Origin of the sequence: Paludibacterium sp. (assembly GCF_019232825.1) — a bacterium.
Classification (GTDB): Bacteria; Pseudomonadota; Gammaproteobacteria; order Burkholderiales; family Chromobacteriaceae; genus Paludibacterium.
Map to the genome: position 1 here is coordinate 1 of NZ_JAFAND010000041.1, position 15,791 is coordinate 15,791.

Annotated in this window: 15 protein-coding genes and 1 rRNA gene; 8 read left to right on the top strand and 8 right to left on the bottom strand. The window is 61.5% G+C overall.

The features are described from left to right. From JOZ06_RS04715 to JOZ06_RS04730, 4 genes are all read right to left on the bottom strand, one after another. A 16S ribosomal RNA gene (locus JOZ06_RS04715) occupies positions 1–112 on the bottom strand; the annotation flags it as partial. A 412-nt stretch (positions 113–524) separates the two neighbouring features. Further along, positions 525–1,865, bottom strand: coding sequence for an ATP-dependent protease ATPase subunit HslU (gene hslU, locus JOZ06_RS04720; protein ID WP_293229280.1), 1,341 nt, complete (start codon positions 1,863–1,865; stop codon positions 525–527). Positions 1,866–1,900: 35 nt separating this feature from the next. Then, the gene (hslV, locus tag JOZ06_RS04725; protein WP_293229281.1) at positions 1,901–2,443 is read right to left on the bottom strand and encodes an ATP-dependent protease subunit HslV; all 543 of its coding nucleotides are present in this window, start codon (positions 2,441–2,443) and stop codon (positions 1,901–1,903) included. An 82-nt stretch (positions 2,444–2,525) separates the two neighbouring features. After that, positions 2,526–3,230, bottom strand: coding sequence for an RNA pseudouridine synthase (locus JOZ06_RS04730; protein WP_293229282.1), 705 nt, complete (start codon positions 3,228–3,230; stop codon positions 2,526–2,528). A gap of 145 nt (positions 3,231–3,375) precedes the next feature. Here JOZ06_RS04730 and JOZ06_RS04735 point away from each other — a divergent pair, with 145 nt between their 5' ends. Then, positions 3,376–3,936, top strand: coding sequence for a TetR/AcrR family transcriptional regulator (locus JOZ06_RS04735; protein ID WP_293229284.1), 561 nt, complete (start codon positions 3,376–3,378; stop codon positions 3,934–3,936). On the opposite strand, the gene JOZ06_RS04740 is transcribed toward JOZ06_RS04735, so the two are convergent. Beyond that, positions 3,927–5,273: a DEAD/DEAH box helicase gene (locus JOZ06_RS04740; protein ID WP_293229287.1), complete on the bottom strand. Its 1,347-nt coding sequence runs from the start codon at positions 5,271–5,273 to the stop codon at positions 3,927–3,929. The genes JOZ06_RS04735 and JOZ06_RS04740 overlap by 10 nt on opposite strands. A 225-nt stretch (positions 5,274–5,498) precedes the next feature. Between JOZ06_RS04740 and JOZ06_RS04745 the strand changes: the two genes are divergently transcribed. Beyond that, positions 5,499–6,047: a YaeQ family protein gene (locus JOZ06_RS04745; RefSeq protein ID WP_293229290.1), complete on the top strand. Its 549-nt coding sequence runs from the start codon at positions 5,499–5,501 to the stop codon at positions 6,045–6,047. Here JOZ06_RS04745 and metH read toward each other — a convergent pair. Continuing rightward, positions 6,044–9,763 (bottom strand): methionine synthase, encoded by a 3,720-nt coding sequence (gene metH, locus JOZ06_RS04750; RefSeq protein WP_293229293.1) that lies wholly within the window; start codon positions 9,761–9,763, stop codon positions 6,044–6,046. The two genes, JOZ06_RS04745 and metH, sit on opposite strands and share 4 nt — an antisense overlap. Before the next feature lie 113 nt (positions 9,764–9,876). Here metH and JOZ06_RS04755 point away from each other — a divergent pair, with 113 nt between their 5' ends. The 3 genes from JOZ06_RS04755 to JOZ06_RS04765 are packed head-to-tail and all read left to right on the top strand — an operon-like array spanning position 9,877 to position 12,232. Continuing rightward, positions 9,877–10,629, top strand: a complete 753-nt coding sequence (locus tag JOZ06_RS04755) for a transporter substrate-binding domain-containing protein (RefSeq protein WP_293229296.1) — start codon at positions 9,877–9,879, stop codon at positions 10,627–10,629. A 50-nt stretch (positions 10,630–10,679) separates the two neighbouring features. Further along, a complete protein-coding gene (locus JOZ06_RS04760; protein ID WP_293229298.1) occupies positions 10,680–11,261 on the top strand; it encodes a YqiA/YcfP family alpha/beta fold hydrolase in 582 nt (193 codons plus the stop codon). Beyond that, positions 11,258–12,232: a quinone oxidoreductase gene (locus JOZ06_RS04765; protein WP_293229301.1), complete on the top strand. Its 975-nt coding sequence runs from the start codon at positions 11,258–11,260 to the stop codon at positions 12,230–12,232. The genes JOZ06_RS04760 and JOZ06_RS04765 overlap by 4 nt, the downstream gene beginning before the upstream one ends. Here JOZ06_RS04765 and JOZ06_RS04770 read toward each other — a convergent pair. Then, positions 12,229–12,624: a hypothetical protein gene (locus JOZ06_RS04770; protein ID WP_293229304.1), complete on the bottom strand. Its 396-nt coding sequence runs from the start codon at positions 12,622–12,624 to the stop codon at positions 12,229–12,231. The genes JOZ06_RS04765 and JOZ06_RS04770 overlap by 4 nt on opposite strands. A gap of 201 nt (positions 12,625–12,825) precedes the next feature. Between JOZ06_RS04770 and ompR the strand changes: the two genes are divergently transcribed. The 3 genes from ompR to JOZ06_RS04785 all read left to right on the top strand — a co-directional run bounded on the left by ompR (position 12,826) and on the right by JOZ06_RS04785 (position 15,368). Beyond that, a complete protein-coding gene (ompR, locus tag JOZ06_RS04775) occupies positions 12,826–13,551 on the top strand; it encodes a two-component system response regulator OmpR (RefSeq protein ID WP_293229306.1) in 726 nt (241 codons plus the stop codon). Beyond that, positions 13,551–14,873 (top strand): ATP-binding protein, encoded by a 1,323-nt coding sequence (locus tag JOZ06_RS04780; RefSeq protein WP_293229308.1) that lies wholly within the window; start codon positions 13,551–13,553, stop codon positions 14,871–14,873. Before ompR ends, JOZ06_RS04780 begins: the two co-directional genes overlap by 1 nt. Before the next feature lie 330 nt (positions 14,874–15,203). Then, positions 15,204–15,368 carry a hypothetical protein gene (locus JOZ06_RS04785; RefSeq protein WP_293229311.1) on the top strand — a complete coding sequence of 55 codons (165 nt, stop codon included), beginning with the start codon at positions 15,204–15,206 and terminating at the stop codon, positions 15,366–15,368. A 110-nt stretch (positions 15,369–15,478) separates the two neighbouring features. On the opposite strand, the gene JOZ06_RS04790 is transcribed toward JOZ06_RS04785, so the two are convergent. Beyond that, a partial coding sequence (locus JOZ06_RS04790; RefSeq protein WP_293229313.1) for an Rpn family recombination-promoting nuclease/putative transposase occupies positions 15,479–15,791 on the bottom strand: 313 nt, incomplete at its 5' end.

The following is a 15,791-nucleotide window of genomic DNA, read 5'->3' on the forward strand; positions in this document are numbered from 1 at the left end:
ACTCACCCGTTCGCCACTCGCCACCAGGCCGAAGCCCGTGCTGCCGTTCGACTTGCATGTGTAAAGCATGCCGCCAGCGTTCAATCTGAGCCAGGATCAAACTCTTCAGTTCAATCTCTATGCTTATTTCGTACTTTGGCACGCAAGGACTTCAAAGAAACCCGAAGGTTACTTTCTGTCTCTTGCAGTGCAAGTGTCGGGCTCCCCCGGCACTCACACCTATCGGTTGTTCTGTTCTGTTAAAGAGCGGTGCTGCGTTGTGTTGCTGCAGCTGAGGAGGTGAACTATACGCCGCCATATAACCTCCGTCAACACTTTATTTTGAAAATAAGCAGGAAATATCTAATTATTTACATAATGCACTGATATTGTTTGTTTATTTAACTGACTAACATCTATTTTCCATAAACCTCCCCGTGTTTTAGGCCGGTTGATGAAGACGTCTCTACTGACGGATCGAACGCGCAACATGAAAAAAACCGCCAGGATGGCGGTTTTTTTGCGATTAACGGCTTTATGGCAATTTAAAGCACGTAGCGCGCCAGATCCTCACGCTGAGACAACGCCTCCAGCTTACTGTCGACATACTGGTCATCAATCACGAACTCCCCCGGCCGCGCATCGAAAGAGATTTCTTCCAGCAGTTTTTCGATCACGGTATAAAGGCGGCGCGCACCGATGTTTTCCGTCTTCTCGTTGACCGACCAAGCGATTTCGGCCATGCGGGTAATACCGCTATCGCTAAAGCGCAGGGTAACGTCTTCGGTGGCCAACAGCGCTTCATACTGACGCGTCAGGCAAGCATCGGTATTGGTCAGGATCTGACGGAAATCGTCCACCGACAGTGAGGTCAGCTCCACCCGGATCGGAAAGCGGCCCTGCAGTTCGGGAATCAGATCCGATGGTTTTGCCAGATGGAAAGCGCCGGAGGCAATAAATAGAATATGATCGGTCTTCACCATGCCATATTTGGTGGTCACCGTCGTCCCCTCGACCAACGGCAGCAAATCGCGCTGGACGCCGGCACGCGACACGTCAGCCCCCTGCCCCTCGGCGCGGCTGGCGACCTTGTCGATTTCGTCAATGAACACAATGCCGTTTTGTTCGACATTGCGTAGCGCCTCCATTTTCAGCTCCTCTTCGTTGACGAGCTTGGCGGCTTCTTCATCGGTCACTTGCTTGAGCGCATCCGACACTTTCATTTTACGTGCCTTGGTGCGGCCGCTGGAAAACCCTTGGAACATGCTTTGCAGTTGACTGGAGAAATCCTCCATCCCCGGTGGCGCCATGATCTCCATCTTCGGCAGCGTATCGGCGACGTCGATTTCAATCTCCTTGTCGTTGAGTTGCCCTTCACGCAGCATCTTGCGGAATTTCTGCCGGGTCGTATTGTCTTCCGGCTTTTCTTCCGCAGCCGGTTCGTCGGCAAAGAAGCCCGCGTGTTGACGCGGCCTCGGCAACAACACATCCAGCAGTCGTTCCTCGGCGGCATCCTCGGCGCGGTAACGGTTGCGCTTGATCGCGGTATCGCGCGCGTCCTTAATGGCGATTTCCACCAGATCGCGAATGATGGTGTCGACGTCGCGGCCCACATAGCCCACCTCGGTGAACTTCGTGGCCTCGACCTTGATGAAGGGCGCGTTGGCCAACCGCGCCAGGCGGCGGGCGATCTCGGTCTTGCCCACGCCGGTCGGACCGATCATCAAAATATTCTTCGGCGTAATTTCGTTGCGCAAAGCCTCGTCCACCTGTTGGCGACGCCAGCGGTTGCGCAACGCGATGGCCACGGCGCGCTTGGCGGCATCCTGGCCAATAATGTGCTTGTTCAGTTCATGAACGATTTCTTGCGGGGTCATATACGTCATGGACCTCTCCCACGCGGGTAACCGGCAACGCCCGGTCACTCGTCGCCCAATGTTTCGATGAGATGATTCTGATTAGTGTAGATGCAGATATCGCCGGCGATCACGAGCGCCTTCTTGACGATGTCTTGCGGCGCCATATCGGTATGCTCGAGTAGCGCGCGCGCCGCCGCCTGAGCGTAGGCGCCGCCGGAGCCGATGGCGGCGATGCCTTGCTCCGGTTCGAGCACATCGCCGTTGCCGGTAATGATCAGTGTGTTTTCGGTATCGGCCACAATCAGCATGGCCTCCAGCCGGCGCAGCATACGGTCCGTACGCCAATCTTTGGCCAATTCCACAGCGGAGCGCACGAGATGTCCCTGGTGTTTCTCCAGTTTGGCTTCGAAGCGTTCGAACAAGGTAAAGGCATCGGCAGTGCCGCCGGCAAAGCCCGCCAGCACCTTTTCTTGATAGAGGCGGCGGATTTTGCGCGCGCTGGCTTTAATGACGATGTTGCCCAAGGTAACCTGACCGTCGCCGCCCAGGGCGACGTGGCGCCCGCGGCGCACCGACACGATGGTCGTTCCGTCAAACTGCTGCATGAGATTATCCAGTCATGAAAAGCCATGGCAATATGCGGATGGCTATAGCCCAATAAATGTAGGCAAGCAAATAGATTACAAGTCAGAAGCCCAACGCCGCGCGTTCGGCGGCGCTTAAGTAGCGCCAAGCGCCTTCGGCCAACGCCCCCAGCTCCACCGAGCCCAATGCCTCGCGGTGCAGCCCCACTACCCGGTTTCCCGCGGCGGCCACCATGCGCTTGACTTGATGGTAACGTCCCTCGGAAATGGTCATCTCCAGCGTATGCGCGTCAAGCACGGTCACCACCTCGGCCGCCACGCTTTCACTATCGTCTTTCAATATGACGCCACTTTGAAGTTTCGCCACCATCTCCGGCAAAACGGCGTGTTTGACGGTCACTCGGTAGCGCTTGGGGACGTGACGTCGCGGCGAGGTCAACGCATGGACAAACCGCCCATCAGTTGTCAAAAGCAACAAACCGGTCGTATCGGCGTCCAGACGACCGACCGCCAGCAATCCCGCCTGCTGCATCGCCGCCGGCAGCAACGTGAACACACTGGGATAGTGGGCCGGCTGGTGAGACACTTCGAAATCAGCCGGCTTATGCAGCAGAATGTAAAGCGGGAACAGTAAGATCTCACGCTTTTCACCATCAATGCAAAATTGGCTCATAGTCGCCGGATCGACCGTCTGACGCGGGTCTTGCATGATCGAGCCGTCGATTTGCACCCTCGCCAGATCAATCAGGCGTCGGCAGTCTTTCCGTGATCCCAGGCCCTGCTGCTGCAAAAATTTAATCAGTTCCATAGCGCGCAATGGTAGCGTAGCCGTAGCGCGTCCGGCCAGATGGTTGTTGCCGTCATGATGTTTCTTATTAAGCTATCTGATTGAAATCAAACCCCTTTATTTATATGATGGTGATCATATCAATAGTACATTTTTGGCAACCAACATGCGCTATCATCCTGAAGATAAAGAGAAAACCCGCCAACGTATTTTATCGGTCGCGGCTCGCCGCTACCGCGCGGAGGGGTTGAATGGGGTTGGAATCGCCAACTTGATGGCCGATCTCGGTATGACACATGGGGGGTTTTACGCGCACTTCGCCGACAAAGAGGCGTTGGTCTCGGCTGCCTGCGATGAGGCGTTCGCTCATCTATTGCGCCGCTGGGACGAGCGCCGGCCGGCCGGGTACACCGCGGTGGTTCAAGATTACTTGTCGCGCGAACACGTCAATCATCCGGACACGGGCTGTTTCGCCGCCGCGCTCGCCGGCGAGATGGCCCGGCGCGACACACGCTCACGCCAGGCGTTCACCCACGGCGTTGAGCAGATGTTGCACCGGCTGGCCGAACTGCCAGGCGTACCGCCTGGCCTACCGGCCGAGGCGGCACTGAGCATGATGCTGGGCGCGGTGATACTGGCGCGCGCGGTCAGCGACCGCGACCTGTCCGAACGCCTGTGCGATCAGGTGAGCACGGTGCTGACCGGTGTAGAACGCGATCAGCCCTGACGCGGTGCCGGCTTTCTCGGCTTGCTCCCGTCAGCGCGGCGATGGCCGGGATTAGCCTTGGCCTGACGCGGTTGCGCGTGGCCCTGGCCTTGCCCCTGCCCCTGGCGATGACCGTGGCCATTGCCGCCGCGACCTTGTTGCGCACGTGGCTCACGACGGCCGCCGCCCATGGGGATCGGCTCCGGCTTGACGCTCAGATCGGCTTCAAAGCCCGCAATGGTGAACTGCTCGATCGGCTGACGGATCAGCTTTTCGATGTCCTTTAGAAACTTGAACTCATCCACGCAGACGAGCGACACCGCTTCACCGGTATGCCCGGCGCGACCGGTACGGCCGATGCGGTGCACGTAGTCTTCCGGCACATTGGGCAATTCAAAATTCACCACATGCGGCAGCTGATCGATATCCAGCCCGCGCGCGGCAATATCGGTCGCGACCAGGACTTGCAACGCGCTGGACTTGAAATCGGCCAGCGCCCGGGTGCGCGCGCCCTGGCTCTTGTTGCCGTGGATCGCGGCGGCCGAAATACCGCTCTTCTCCAGCTTTTCCGCCAAGCGGTTGGCGCCATGTTTGGTGCGGGTAAACACCAACACCTGGAACCAATTGCCGGCCTTGATCAACTGGGTCAAAAGCTCGGTCTTCTTGTCGCGGTCCACCAAGTGCACGCGCTGCGCCACTTGTTCGCTGGCGGTATTGCGACGCGCGACTTCCACCAGGCCCGGATTGTCGAGCAAGCGGTCGGCCAACGCCTTGATGTCGTCCGAGAAGGTCGCCGAGAACAGCAGGTTCTGCCGCTCATTCGGCAACAGTGCCAACACCTTGCGGATATCGTGGATGAAGCCCATGTCGAGCATGCGGTCGGCCTCATCCAAGACCAGGATTTCGATATCGGACAAATTGAGGGTCTTCTGCGCCACGTGGTCGAGCAAGCGGCCCGGCGTCGCCACCAGCACATCCACCGGCTTGCGCAGTTGGGCAACCTGCGGGTTGAAGCCAACGCCGCCGAACATCACCATCGAGCGCAGCGGCAGGTATTTGCCGTACAACCGCACCGATTCCTCCACCTGGGCAGCCAGCTCGCGCGTCGGCGTCAACACCAGCGCGCGCGGGTGGCCGGCGCGTTTACAGGCACGGCCGGACAAGCGCTGCAGCAACGGCAGGGTAAACCCGGCGGTTTTGCCGGTACCGGTCTGCGCGGCAGCCAAGAGGTCACCGCCTTGCAATACCAGCGGAATGGCTTTCTGCTGGATCGGGGTCGGAGTGGTATAGCCGGTATCGGCCACGGCGCGCAGCAACGGTTCAGCCAGGCCGAGATCGGCAAACGAAATTTCAGACATAGATAAAGGCACTCCAGCGGCAGCCTACCGCGCTCGGCGGCACCAATCCAGGCAGACGGGAAGAAAATTGAAATCCACGGAACCCGCGTGGAATTGGCACTTTCGCGGGTGCGCCAGTGTAACGGGATTCGGCGGGCATGAAAACCTCATTCACACCTAATCCGCCGCGGCGATCGGGCAAAGCCGCTATACTCCCCCCTCCAAGAACCGTCCAGGAATTGCCGTATGGCGCTCAAATCCACTATTTACAAAGCCGAGCTGACGATTGCCGACATGGATCGCCACTATTACGCCAGCCATGGACTGACGCTGGCGCAGCATCCCTCCGAAACCGTCGAGCGCATGATGCTGCGTTTGACGGTATTCGCGCTGCACGCCAGCGACACGCTCGGCTTTACCAAGGGCATCAGCACCGACGACGAGCCGGACCTGTGGCAAAAGAACTATTCGGAAGACATCGAGCTGTGGATCGAACTGGGCGAGCCGGACGAAAAGCGGCTGCGCAAAGCGTGTGGCCGCGCCGAACAGGTGGTGGTCTACAGCTATGGCGGTCGCGCCGCCGATATCTGGTGGCAACAGAATGCCGGCAAATTCGAACGCTTCGGCAACCTGCGCGTTCTCAGTGTCGAACCCGCCACGTTGACGGCGCTCGCCGCGCTGTGCGAGCGCGGCATGTCGCTGTCGGCAACCATCCAGGACGGTGCGCTGTTGTTGGCCGGCTCGGCGGACAGCGCGCAATTCGCGCCGGTCATCCTGAAGTCCGCCGCGCGCTAGTCGGCGGGGTCGTAGCTCAGGTTCGGCGCCAGATCGCGCTCCGCCTGCGCGAGGCTAACCCCCTTGCGCGCCGCCACGTCGGCCACCTGATCGCGGTCGATCTTGCCGACACCGAAATAGCGGCTGTCCGGATGACTGAAATAAAAGCCGCTTACCGCCGCCGTCGGCAACATGGCGTAATGCTCGGTCAGCGTCATGCCGATGGCCGGCGCATCGATGAGCGAGAATAGCGCCGCCTTGACCGAGTGGTCCGGACAGGCGGGATAACCGGGCGCCGGGCGGATGCCGCGATACGTTTCGGCGATCAGTCCATCGTTATCCAGTTGCTCGTCATCGGCGTAGCCCCAGAATTCCTTGCGCACGCGCTCATGCATCAGCTCGGCGAACGCCTCGGCCAGCCGGTCGGCCAATGCCTTGAGCAAAATAGCAGAATAATCATCGTGCGCCGCTTCGAAGCGCGCCACATGCGCCTCCAGGCCGATACCGGCGGTCACGGCGAAGGCGCCGACGTAGTCCGTCACGCCCGATTCGGCCGGCGCGATGAAATCCGCCAATGCCCAATTCGGCTTGGCGCCTTCCTCTCGCGCCTTTGGCAACTGCTGACGCACCCCGACCCAGGTCATGCGCACACTGCCGTCTTGCGGGTCGAGAATACGGATATCTTCCCCATTAACCGATTGCGCCGGGAAAAGGCCGATAACCGCATTGGCCTGTAGCCAGTTCTCATCGATGACCTTTTGCAGCATGGCTTGGGCGTCGTGCCAGAGCGCGCGCGCCGACTCGCCCACCACGGCGTCATCGAGGATCGCGGGGAAACGGCCCGCCAATTCCCAGCTTTGGAAGAAGGGTGTCCAGTCGATGTAGCGGCTGATGTCGGCCAGCGCGTAATGGGTGAACTGACGCACGCCGAGCCATTGCGGCGCAGGGGGGCGGTACGCCGACCAGTCGGTGCGCAGGCGATTGGCGCGCGCCTCCTCGAGCGTGGCGAGCTTCACCGCGCCGCGGCCGGCGTGAATGTCGCGCGCCAGCTGATAATCGTCGGCCACCTTGCGTTTGAAATCCTCGGCCATTTCGTCGGACAAGAGGCTCGCGCAAACGCCGACCGCACGGCTCGCGTCCGCGACATACACCACCGGCCCGCCGTAGTGCGGCGCGATTTTCACCGCGGTATGCACGCGCGAGGTCGTCGCGCCGCCGATCAACAGCGGCAGCGTCATCCCATGGCGCTGCATTTCGCGCGCCATATGGCTCATTTCCTCCAGCGAGGGCGTGATCAGGCCGGAAAGGCCAATGATGTCGGCCCGGTGTTCGCGCGCGGCGTCGAGGATTTTCTGTGCCGGTACCATCACCCCCAGATCGATGACCTGATAATTATTGCAACGCAGCACCACGCCGACGATGTTCTTGCCGATGTCGTGCACGTCGCCCTTGACCGTCGCCAGCACGATCACCCCTTTCGCCGCCGCATCGGCGGTGCCCAAGAGGCGCTTCTCTTCTTCGATGAAGGGTTCGAGGTAGGCCACCGCCTGCTTCATGACCCGAGCCGACTTCACCACCTGCGGCAGGAACATCTTGCCGGCGCCAAACAGATCGCCAACCACGTTCATGCCGTCCATCAGCGGCCCCTCGATCACGTTGATCGGCCGCGGCAGGCTTTGGCGCAGGATCTCCGCGTCTTCGACGATGAAACTAGTAATGCCCTTGACCAGTGCGTGCTCGATGCGCTTTTCCACCGGCAGCGCGCGCCAGGCAAGATCTTCGCCCTTGCTCGCGGCGGCCTCGCCGCGGAAGGTTTCCGCCAGCGCGATCAAGCGTTCGGTGGCATCGCCGCCCTCGCGCGGCGCGCGGCATAGAATCACGTCCTCAATGCGCTCGCGCAAACCCGGATCGATCTCCTCGTACACCTCCAGCGCGCCGGCGTTGACGATGCCCATGGTCATGCCGTGCTGAATGGCGTGATACAGAAAAACGGCATGGATCGCCTCGCGCACCTTGTTGTTGCCGCGGAAGGAAAACGACACGTTCGACACGCCGCCGGAGACCTTGGCGTGCGGCAAGTTGCGTCGGATCCAGTCGGCGGCCTCGATAAAGTCGAGCCCATAGCGCGCATGTTCATCGATGCCGGTGGCGACGGCAAAAATATTCGGGTCGAAAATGATGTCCTGCGGTGGAAAGCCGACTTCCTCCACCAAAATACGGTAGCTCTGCCGGCAAATCTCGATCTTGCGCGTCAGCGTGTCCGCCTGACCGGCCTCGTCGAACGCCATCACCACCACCGCGGCGCCGTAGCGCCGCAAGAGGCGCGCCTGACGGATGAACGCCTCGCGGCCCTCCTTGAGCGAGATGGAATTGACGATGCCCTTGCCTTGGAAACACTTGAGGCCCGCCTCGATCACACTCCATTTGGACGAATCGATCATCACCGGCACACGGGCGATGTCCGGCTCGGCGGCGATCAGATTGAGGAAACGCACCATGGCCGCCTCGGCATCCAGCATGCCCTCGTCCATGTTGATATCGATGATTTGCGCGCCGTTTTCCACTTGCTGGCGCGCCACTTCGAGCGCGGTGTTGAAATCGTCGTTGAGAATCAGTTTGGCGAAAGCACGCGAGCCGGTGACGTTGGTACGCTCGCCGACATTGACGAATAGATCGTGCTCGCCGATGTTCAGCGGCTCCAGGCCGGCCAGACGGCATTTGGGCGCGATATCCGGCAACGGGCGCGGCGCCAGCCCGCGCACCGCCTCGGCCATGGCGGCGATATGCGCCGGCGTGGTGCCGCAACAGCCGCCGACGATGTTCATCAAGCCGGCCTCGCCCCATTCGCGGATCGACGCCGCCATCATCGCCGGGGTCAGATCATACTCGCCAAAGGCATTGGGCAAGCCGGCATTGGGATGCACCGACACGAAGCTCGCGCACAGCCCGGACAGCTCCTCCAGATACGGGCGCAACATCTCCGGCCCCAGCGCGCAATTGAGGCCGAACGATAGCGCATCGGCGTGTTCCAGGCTGTTGTAGAACGCTTCCGTGGTCTGCCCGGTCAGCGTGCGGCCGGACTGGTCGGTGATGGTGCCGGAAATCATCACCGGCAGCGTTACCCCATGCTCATCAAAATACTGGTCAATGGCGAACACCGCCGCCTTGGCGTTCAGCGTGTCGAAAATCGTCTCGACCAGCAGCAGATCCGCGCCCCCTTTGACCAGGCCGTCGATCGACTCCAAATAGGCCGAGACCAGCTCGTCGAAATGAATGTTGCGAAACCCCGGATCGCTGACCTTGGGACTGATCGAACAGGTGCGGTTGGTCGGCCCGAGCACGCCGGCGACGAAGCGCGGCTTAGTGGGATCGGCCGCCGTCGCCGCGTCGCACACGCGCCGGCACAAGCTCGCGGCGGCATGATTGATTTCCCATGCCAGCGACGCCATGCCGTAATCGGCCATGGCGATGCGTGTGGCGTTGAAGGTATTGGTCTCGATGATGTCGGCGCCGGCATCCAAATACGCCTGATGCACACCGGCGATGACGTCTGGCCGGGTCAACACCAGCAAATCGTTGTTGCCCTTGACGTCGCTCGGCCAGTCTGCGAAGCGTTCGCCGCGAAATTCCGCCTCTCCAAGCGCATGGCGCTGAATCATGGTGCCCATGCCGCCATCCAGAATCAGGATGCGATGAGCGAGTTGCGCGTAAATCGGATGAGGAGTCTTGTTTGTCATGAATTTCGGCCGGTATTGGTCTACAACGATAAAATATCCAATTGAGCTGTCCATCATAGCATGGGGTGTGTGGCCCGCCAGGGGCGCCCTATAGAAGAATGTTTTCGAACGATATGAATAAGTTGCATATCTCCTGCGGCACCGGCTTAGTGCTCCTGCCGCTCGCAGCGCCGGCCGCGGGCGTCTTGCTCTCCGGCGTGGCCGACTCGGACGGGCCGCCCGTCGCCGTGATCGAACACAACACATTGCAATCCGGTCTGTCGAAAGACATCGGCCAGGCGCTCGCTCAAGCCGTGGGCCGCCGCGCAGTGTTTGCGATCATTTCGCGCAAGCGGGTGGAGTGGGCGCTGGAGAACGGGTCGGTCGACATCGTCTGCAACGCCAATCCGGCTTGGTACGACGATGCCGGGCAATTGGGCTGGACGCACGAAATCTTTCCGCTGGTCGAGCGCGTAGCCGTGCCGGCCAACAAACCGCCGGTCCGTTCGATCGACGACCTGGTCGGCAAACGCATCAGCGTCATTCGCGGCTACAGTTATCCGTCGCTGGATCCCTTGTGGGCCACCGGCAAATCCTTTCGCGATACGGAAGACCGGTTGGCGCTCCTGATCAGGGCCATCACCACCCAGGTGGCCGACGCGGCGATCGTTACGGAATGGGAGTACGTCGCGTGGGCGAAAGTACACCCTGATCAGGCTCGGCAGGTGCGGCTCAGCAATTATCAATTTGCCTCCACGCCCACCATGTGCGCGGTGTCGCCCAAGGCGCGCGTCAGTGTCGACGAGCTCAATCGCGCCATTGACCGCCTGCGCCAGCAAGGAAAGTTCAAAGCCATCTTGCGCGACTATCAATGGCAAGCGGAATAGAATGGTCGGCATTGCCGGCGAAGCGGCCGGCCTCTTCGCCGTGGACCATCATGACTGACTACCTTTACCTGCATGGTTTCAACTCCAGCCCGCAATCGCTCAAGGCGCGCGAAACGGCCGACTGGCTCGGCAAACACGCGCCGGACAGCCGTTTTCACTGCCCGGCCCTATCGGTTCACCCCGGCGAGGCCATCGCCCAGTCACAGGCACTGATCGCCGCGCTACCGCAGGACACCTTGCTCATCGGCAGCTCGCTCGGCGGTTTTTACGCCGCTTGGCTGGCACAAACGCTGGATCGCCGCGCGGTGCTGATCAATCCCGCCATCGAGCCGCATCTCGATTTGGCGCGCCTGCCCGCCGAACAAACCAACCCCTATACCGGCGAACACTATCGGCTCGACGAGGCCGACATGGCGGCGCTCATGGCCCACCGACTGCCGCAGCCCGATCAGGACCGCTTTTGGCTGGTGCTGGGCAGCGCCGACGAGGTGCTCGACTGGCGCCGCGCCGCGCGCCACTTCCATGGCTGCCGCCAAACCGTGTTCAATGGCGACGACCACCGGCTGCAGCGCTGGCCGGAATGTCTGCCGGCACTTCCCGCTTTCGCCGCCACCTCCAGGAGCACGCCATGAATCAAGTCATTCGTTTCGAACGCACCGGCGGTCCCGAGGTGTTGCGGCTGGTCGAGGCCGACGTCGGCGAGCCCGGTCCGGGCCAGGTCCGACTGCGCCATACCGCCATCGGCATCAACTTCATCGACACCTACCAGCGCGCCGGCTTATACCCGCTGCCGTTGCCGTCGGAACTCGGGCAGGAAGCCGCCGGGGAGGTGGAGGCACTCGGCGACGGTGTTGCCCACCTGGCCGTGGGCGACCGGGTTGCCTATGCCGGCGGTCCGCCGGGCGCCTATAGCCAGGCGCGGCTTATCGACGCCGCCCGGCTTGTCAAACTACCGGAGGAAATCACGGATGAGGTCGCCGCCTGCGTGATGCTGCAGGGAATGACGGTCGAGTATCTGATTCGCCGCGTCTTCGCCGTCGAAGCCGGGCAGACGGTGCTGTGGCACGCCGCCGCCGGCGGCGTCGGCCAAATTGCGGTGCAGTGGCTGACGTCGCTCGGCGTCCATGTCATCGGTACCGTCGGCTCGGCGGAGAAAGCCGAATTGGCGCAGGCGCTCGGCTGCCGGCATGTCATCGACTACCGTAGGGAAAACATTGTCGAACGCGTACGCGCGTTGACTGGCGGCGTCGGTGTGCCGGTGGTGTACGACTCGGTCGGCAAGGATACCTTCGAAGCATCGCTCGATTGTTTGGCCCGGCGCGGCATGATGGTCAGCTTCGGCAACGCTTCCGGGCCGGTGCCGCCGTTCTCGCCGCTGTTGCTGTCGAAAAAGGGTTCGCTGTTTCTGACCCGGCCGACGCTCGGCGATTACACCGCCACGCGCGCGGAGCTGGAAACGTCGGCCAACGCACTGTTCGAACGCCTACGGTCAGGCGCGGTCAAGGTCGCGCCGTCGCACCGCTACGCGCTCGCCGACGCGGCCGACGCGCACCGCGACCTGGAGGCGCGCCGCACCACCGGCTCGCTGATCCTGCTGCCTTAGGGGAAATTGGCGGGAAAACTGGGCGGGGCGTTGGGGTCCGCCGGTTGCAACCGGCGGCGCTCGTCGCGCCAAAAGCGATTGCGGTGGCCACCTCCCGGCGGCTGCGCGGCCGGATCACTGCTATTGAAACCCAGGCCATGATGGCCGTGAGGATGAGACTTCAAAATCTTCTGTGCTTCCTGTGGAGATAGGTCGCCATTGTCCACCGCGTTTTGCAGCCTGAGCGCGCGCAAAGCGTTATCGTTACCGGAGGGCAATGGCGCAGGCGCCTCACAAACCGCCACCGCAGGCGCGGCGCACTCTTTGCCGGCTGGCTGCGCATAGGCCGCCGACTGTCCTTGAGAGGTCAGGCCCAGCAACATCACGGTGAAAAAAATCGGTTTCGACTGCATCCCCATCGCGCCAGTTTAGCTATTGTAGGGCAATCCGTGGCAAATCCGGCCACGAATGCAACCCAACTGTAACCTGCCGATTTGTTCGATCCATGTGCTTGATTGGCCAATCAATTAACATTTATGTAGGCTTTGCTGTTGTTAACACTTGAACACACCGGGCATGCCCGGGCCGATTAATTCGCGACTATTCTGACCTCCATGGAAAAAAGCAAAATTCTGGTCATCGACGACGATGCCAAACTGCGAGAGCTGCTGACCCGCTATCTGGATCAGCAAGGTTATGCGATCGACACGCTGCCGGACGCGCGCGACATCGATCGCAAGCTGGCGCGCAACCGGCCCGACCTGCTGGTGCTGGATGTGATGATGCCCGGCGAGGACGGCCTGGCGCTGGTGCGCCGCTTGCGTGCTCAAGGCGAGATGATTCCGGTCATCATGCTCACCGCGCGCGGCGAGGATATCGACCGCATTCTCGGCTTGGAAATGGGCGCCGACGACTACTTGCCCAAACCATTCAATCCGCGCGAACTGACCGCGCGCATCCAGTCCGTGCTGCGCCGCCATCAAGCCACGCCGGCATTGACGGCCAGCCACGACGAAAACGCGCTGATCCGCTTTGGCGATTTTTCGCTCAATCTGGGACAGCGAGAGCTGCGCCTCGACGACAAACCGATCACCCTTACCAGCGCCGAATTCGCCGTGCTGTCCGTGCTGGCGACGCATCCGCGCCGGCCGCTGACGCGCGAGCAACTGATGGAAATGGCGCTGGGCAAAGGCAATGGCGAATCGCTCGACCGCAGCATCGACGTGCATATCTCGCGCCTACGCAAGGCGCTCGATAGCGAGACAGCTGGGCCGCGCTATATTCAAACGGTCTGGGGCTACGGCTACGTTTTCGTGCCTGACGGGCAGGCGCGCGAATAATGATCAGGCGGAAAATCGGCGGCTCGCTGTTTCTGCGGCTGGCGCTCCTGGTCATTTTGACCGTGGTGGCGACACAGTTGATCACATGGTGGATCGTCGTCACCGAACGGCGCGAACTGATCGCCAAGCAGTTCTACAGTCAAGTTATCGACACGCTGGCCGACCTGGAGGGTCGCCTGGACAGCGTACCGGTCGCTAAGCGGCCGGCCTATCTGACCGACTACAACCGGCCATGGTTGACTCAGTTGTTGCCGGCCGACGCCGATAAGGGACGTACTTTTTCCACACACCTGACCGATTTCGAAACCTTGGTGACCTCGCGCTTGAGCCAAGGGATGGGGCACACGCCGACGGTCAAGATCCTGGAATCGCCGGCGCAGCGGCGCCAACTGTGGATTTCGGTGCGCGTGCTCGGCGCGCCGTATTGGCTGGTGGTGCCGATGGGCCGCTTCCGCGACCATGTGGTCGGGTCGATGTCGCTCGCGGCGCTGTTGGCATCGCTCTGTGCGATTCTGGTGGCCTCCGCCATCGCTTGGCGTACCACCATGCCGATCAGCCGCGTGGTCAAAGCGTCCCGCGCCCTATCGCAAGGCCGCATTCCGGAGCCGCTCGACGAACGCATCGGCTCCAGCGAGATCCGCGCCCTGACCAAGGGCTTCAACGGCATGGCCCGATCGCTTGAAGCCGCCGCCAGTGAACGGCGACTGATGCTGGCGGGGCTATCGCATGACTTGCGCACACCGCTGACCCGGCTCAAATTGATGGTCGAGCTGCAGGGAGATAACGCCGACGCCAGCGGCATGCTCAGCGACATCGACGAGATGTCCGGCATCGTGCGCCAATTCATCGACTTCGCCCGCAGCGAGGAAAAACCGCGCAGCGAACCGGTGGCGCTGGCCGAGTTGGCCAGCAGCGTGGTGGCGCGCTTCCGCCGCGAACATCTCGACGTCCAAATCAGCGTCGCCGCCGAACCCGAGATCGTTGCCGACCCGCTGGCGCTGGAGCGCCTGCTGAGCAATCTGATCGACAACGCTCGCCGTTACGGCCAAGCGCCGGTCGTGGTGCAGGTCGACCGCGACGGCGATCATGCGCTGTTGTCGGTCCTCGACCATGGCCATGGCATCCCACCGGATCTGCGCCAAGCGGCGCTGGCGCCGTTCGAGCGCCTGGCCGCTCACCGCGGCACCGACGGCGGCAGCGGCTTGGGTCTCGCCATCGTGGCGCGCATCGTCAAGCAGCATCAGGGCGAACTGATCTTTGCCGATGGCGAACACGGCGGCTTCAAGGTCACCGCGCGATTGCCGATGCCGGAGGCCGGCTGACGTTTCACGTGAAACCGACCACCCGGAATGGCCGTTGGACGGCCGTTTTTCTTGCCATCAGGATCGCCGCTAAGTGTTATGCGAACATGATGAAATACCCTGTCCGCGCAGGTTGGACCGCGGCGTAGCGGCTGGCTAGGCTGGAGGCTCCTTTGAATCGCTTCTCCACTGCCCCAACGGCCAGGCTAGCGCCTGGCCGGCATATTGTTTCGCACGGGGGCTGCAGGGAAACCGCAAGGTCCCTGGACGCTTTCATTCGTGGAGAAGCGAGCGTAAGGACAGCCCCCACCCTCTGCTAGGGTGGATCTCAATCTGGATAGGAGGTACATCATGGCTGCCACGCTCGATCTGTCCCGTCTCATTGCCTTGCACGCCCGTCTCACCCACATGCGCCAAACCGCGCCCGAACTGTTGCTCGCCATCGGCCTGGACGCTTGGCTGCTGGAGTTCGATCTGCTGGTCGAAGGGTCGGCACGAGAGGACATCGCGGCCTAACGCCGGTCACAGGCGATAAAAAACGGCAGCCGAGGCTGCCGTTTTTTATTTATCGCAGGGACCAAAATAACGCGAGCGCCCAATACACGCATGACATCCGCCACGACTATTCAGTGACGGAGCAAATCGAGCTCCTGCTCGGAGAGGCCAGTACATTGCATGACGACAATACGGTCTATACCGTTCATGAGCATGGCACGCGCCACTTCTTGCCGCCCTTCTTGCCGCCCTTCTTGACGGCCTTTCTGCGCGCCCTTCTCGATGCCCTCCTGGATGCCCTTCTGCCGGGCCTCCTCACGGAGTCTTTCTGCAATGGTCATGACAACCTCCTCGTACTGCGGCGCGCTGTGCGCCAGAGCATCCAACAACACGTTCGGCTGGGTCGTATCGCCAGCCAGCAGCATGTAATTAATTAAACTTTCC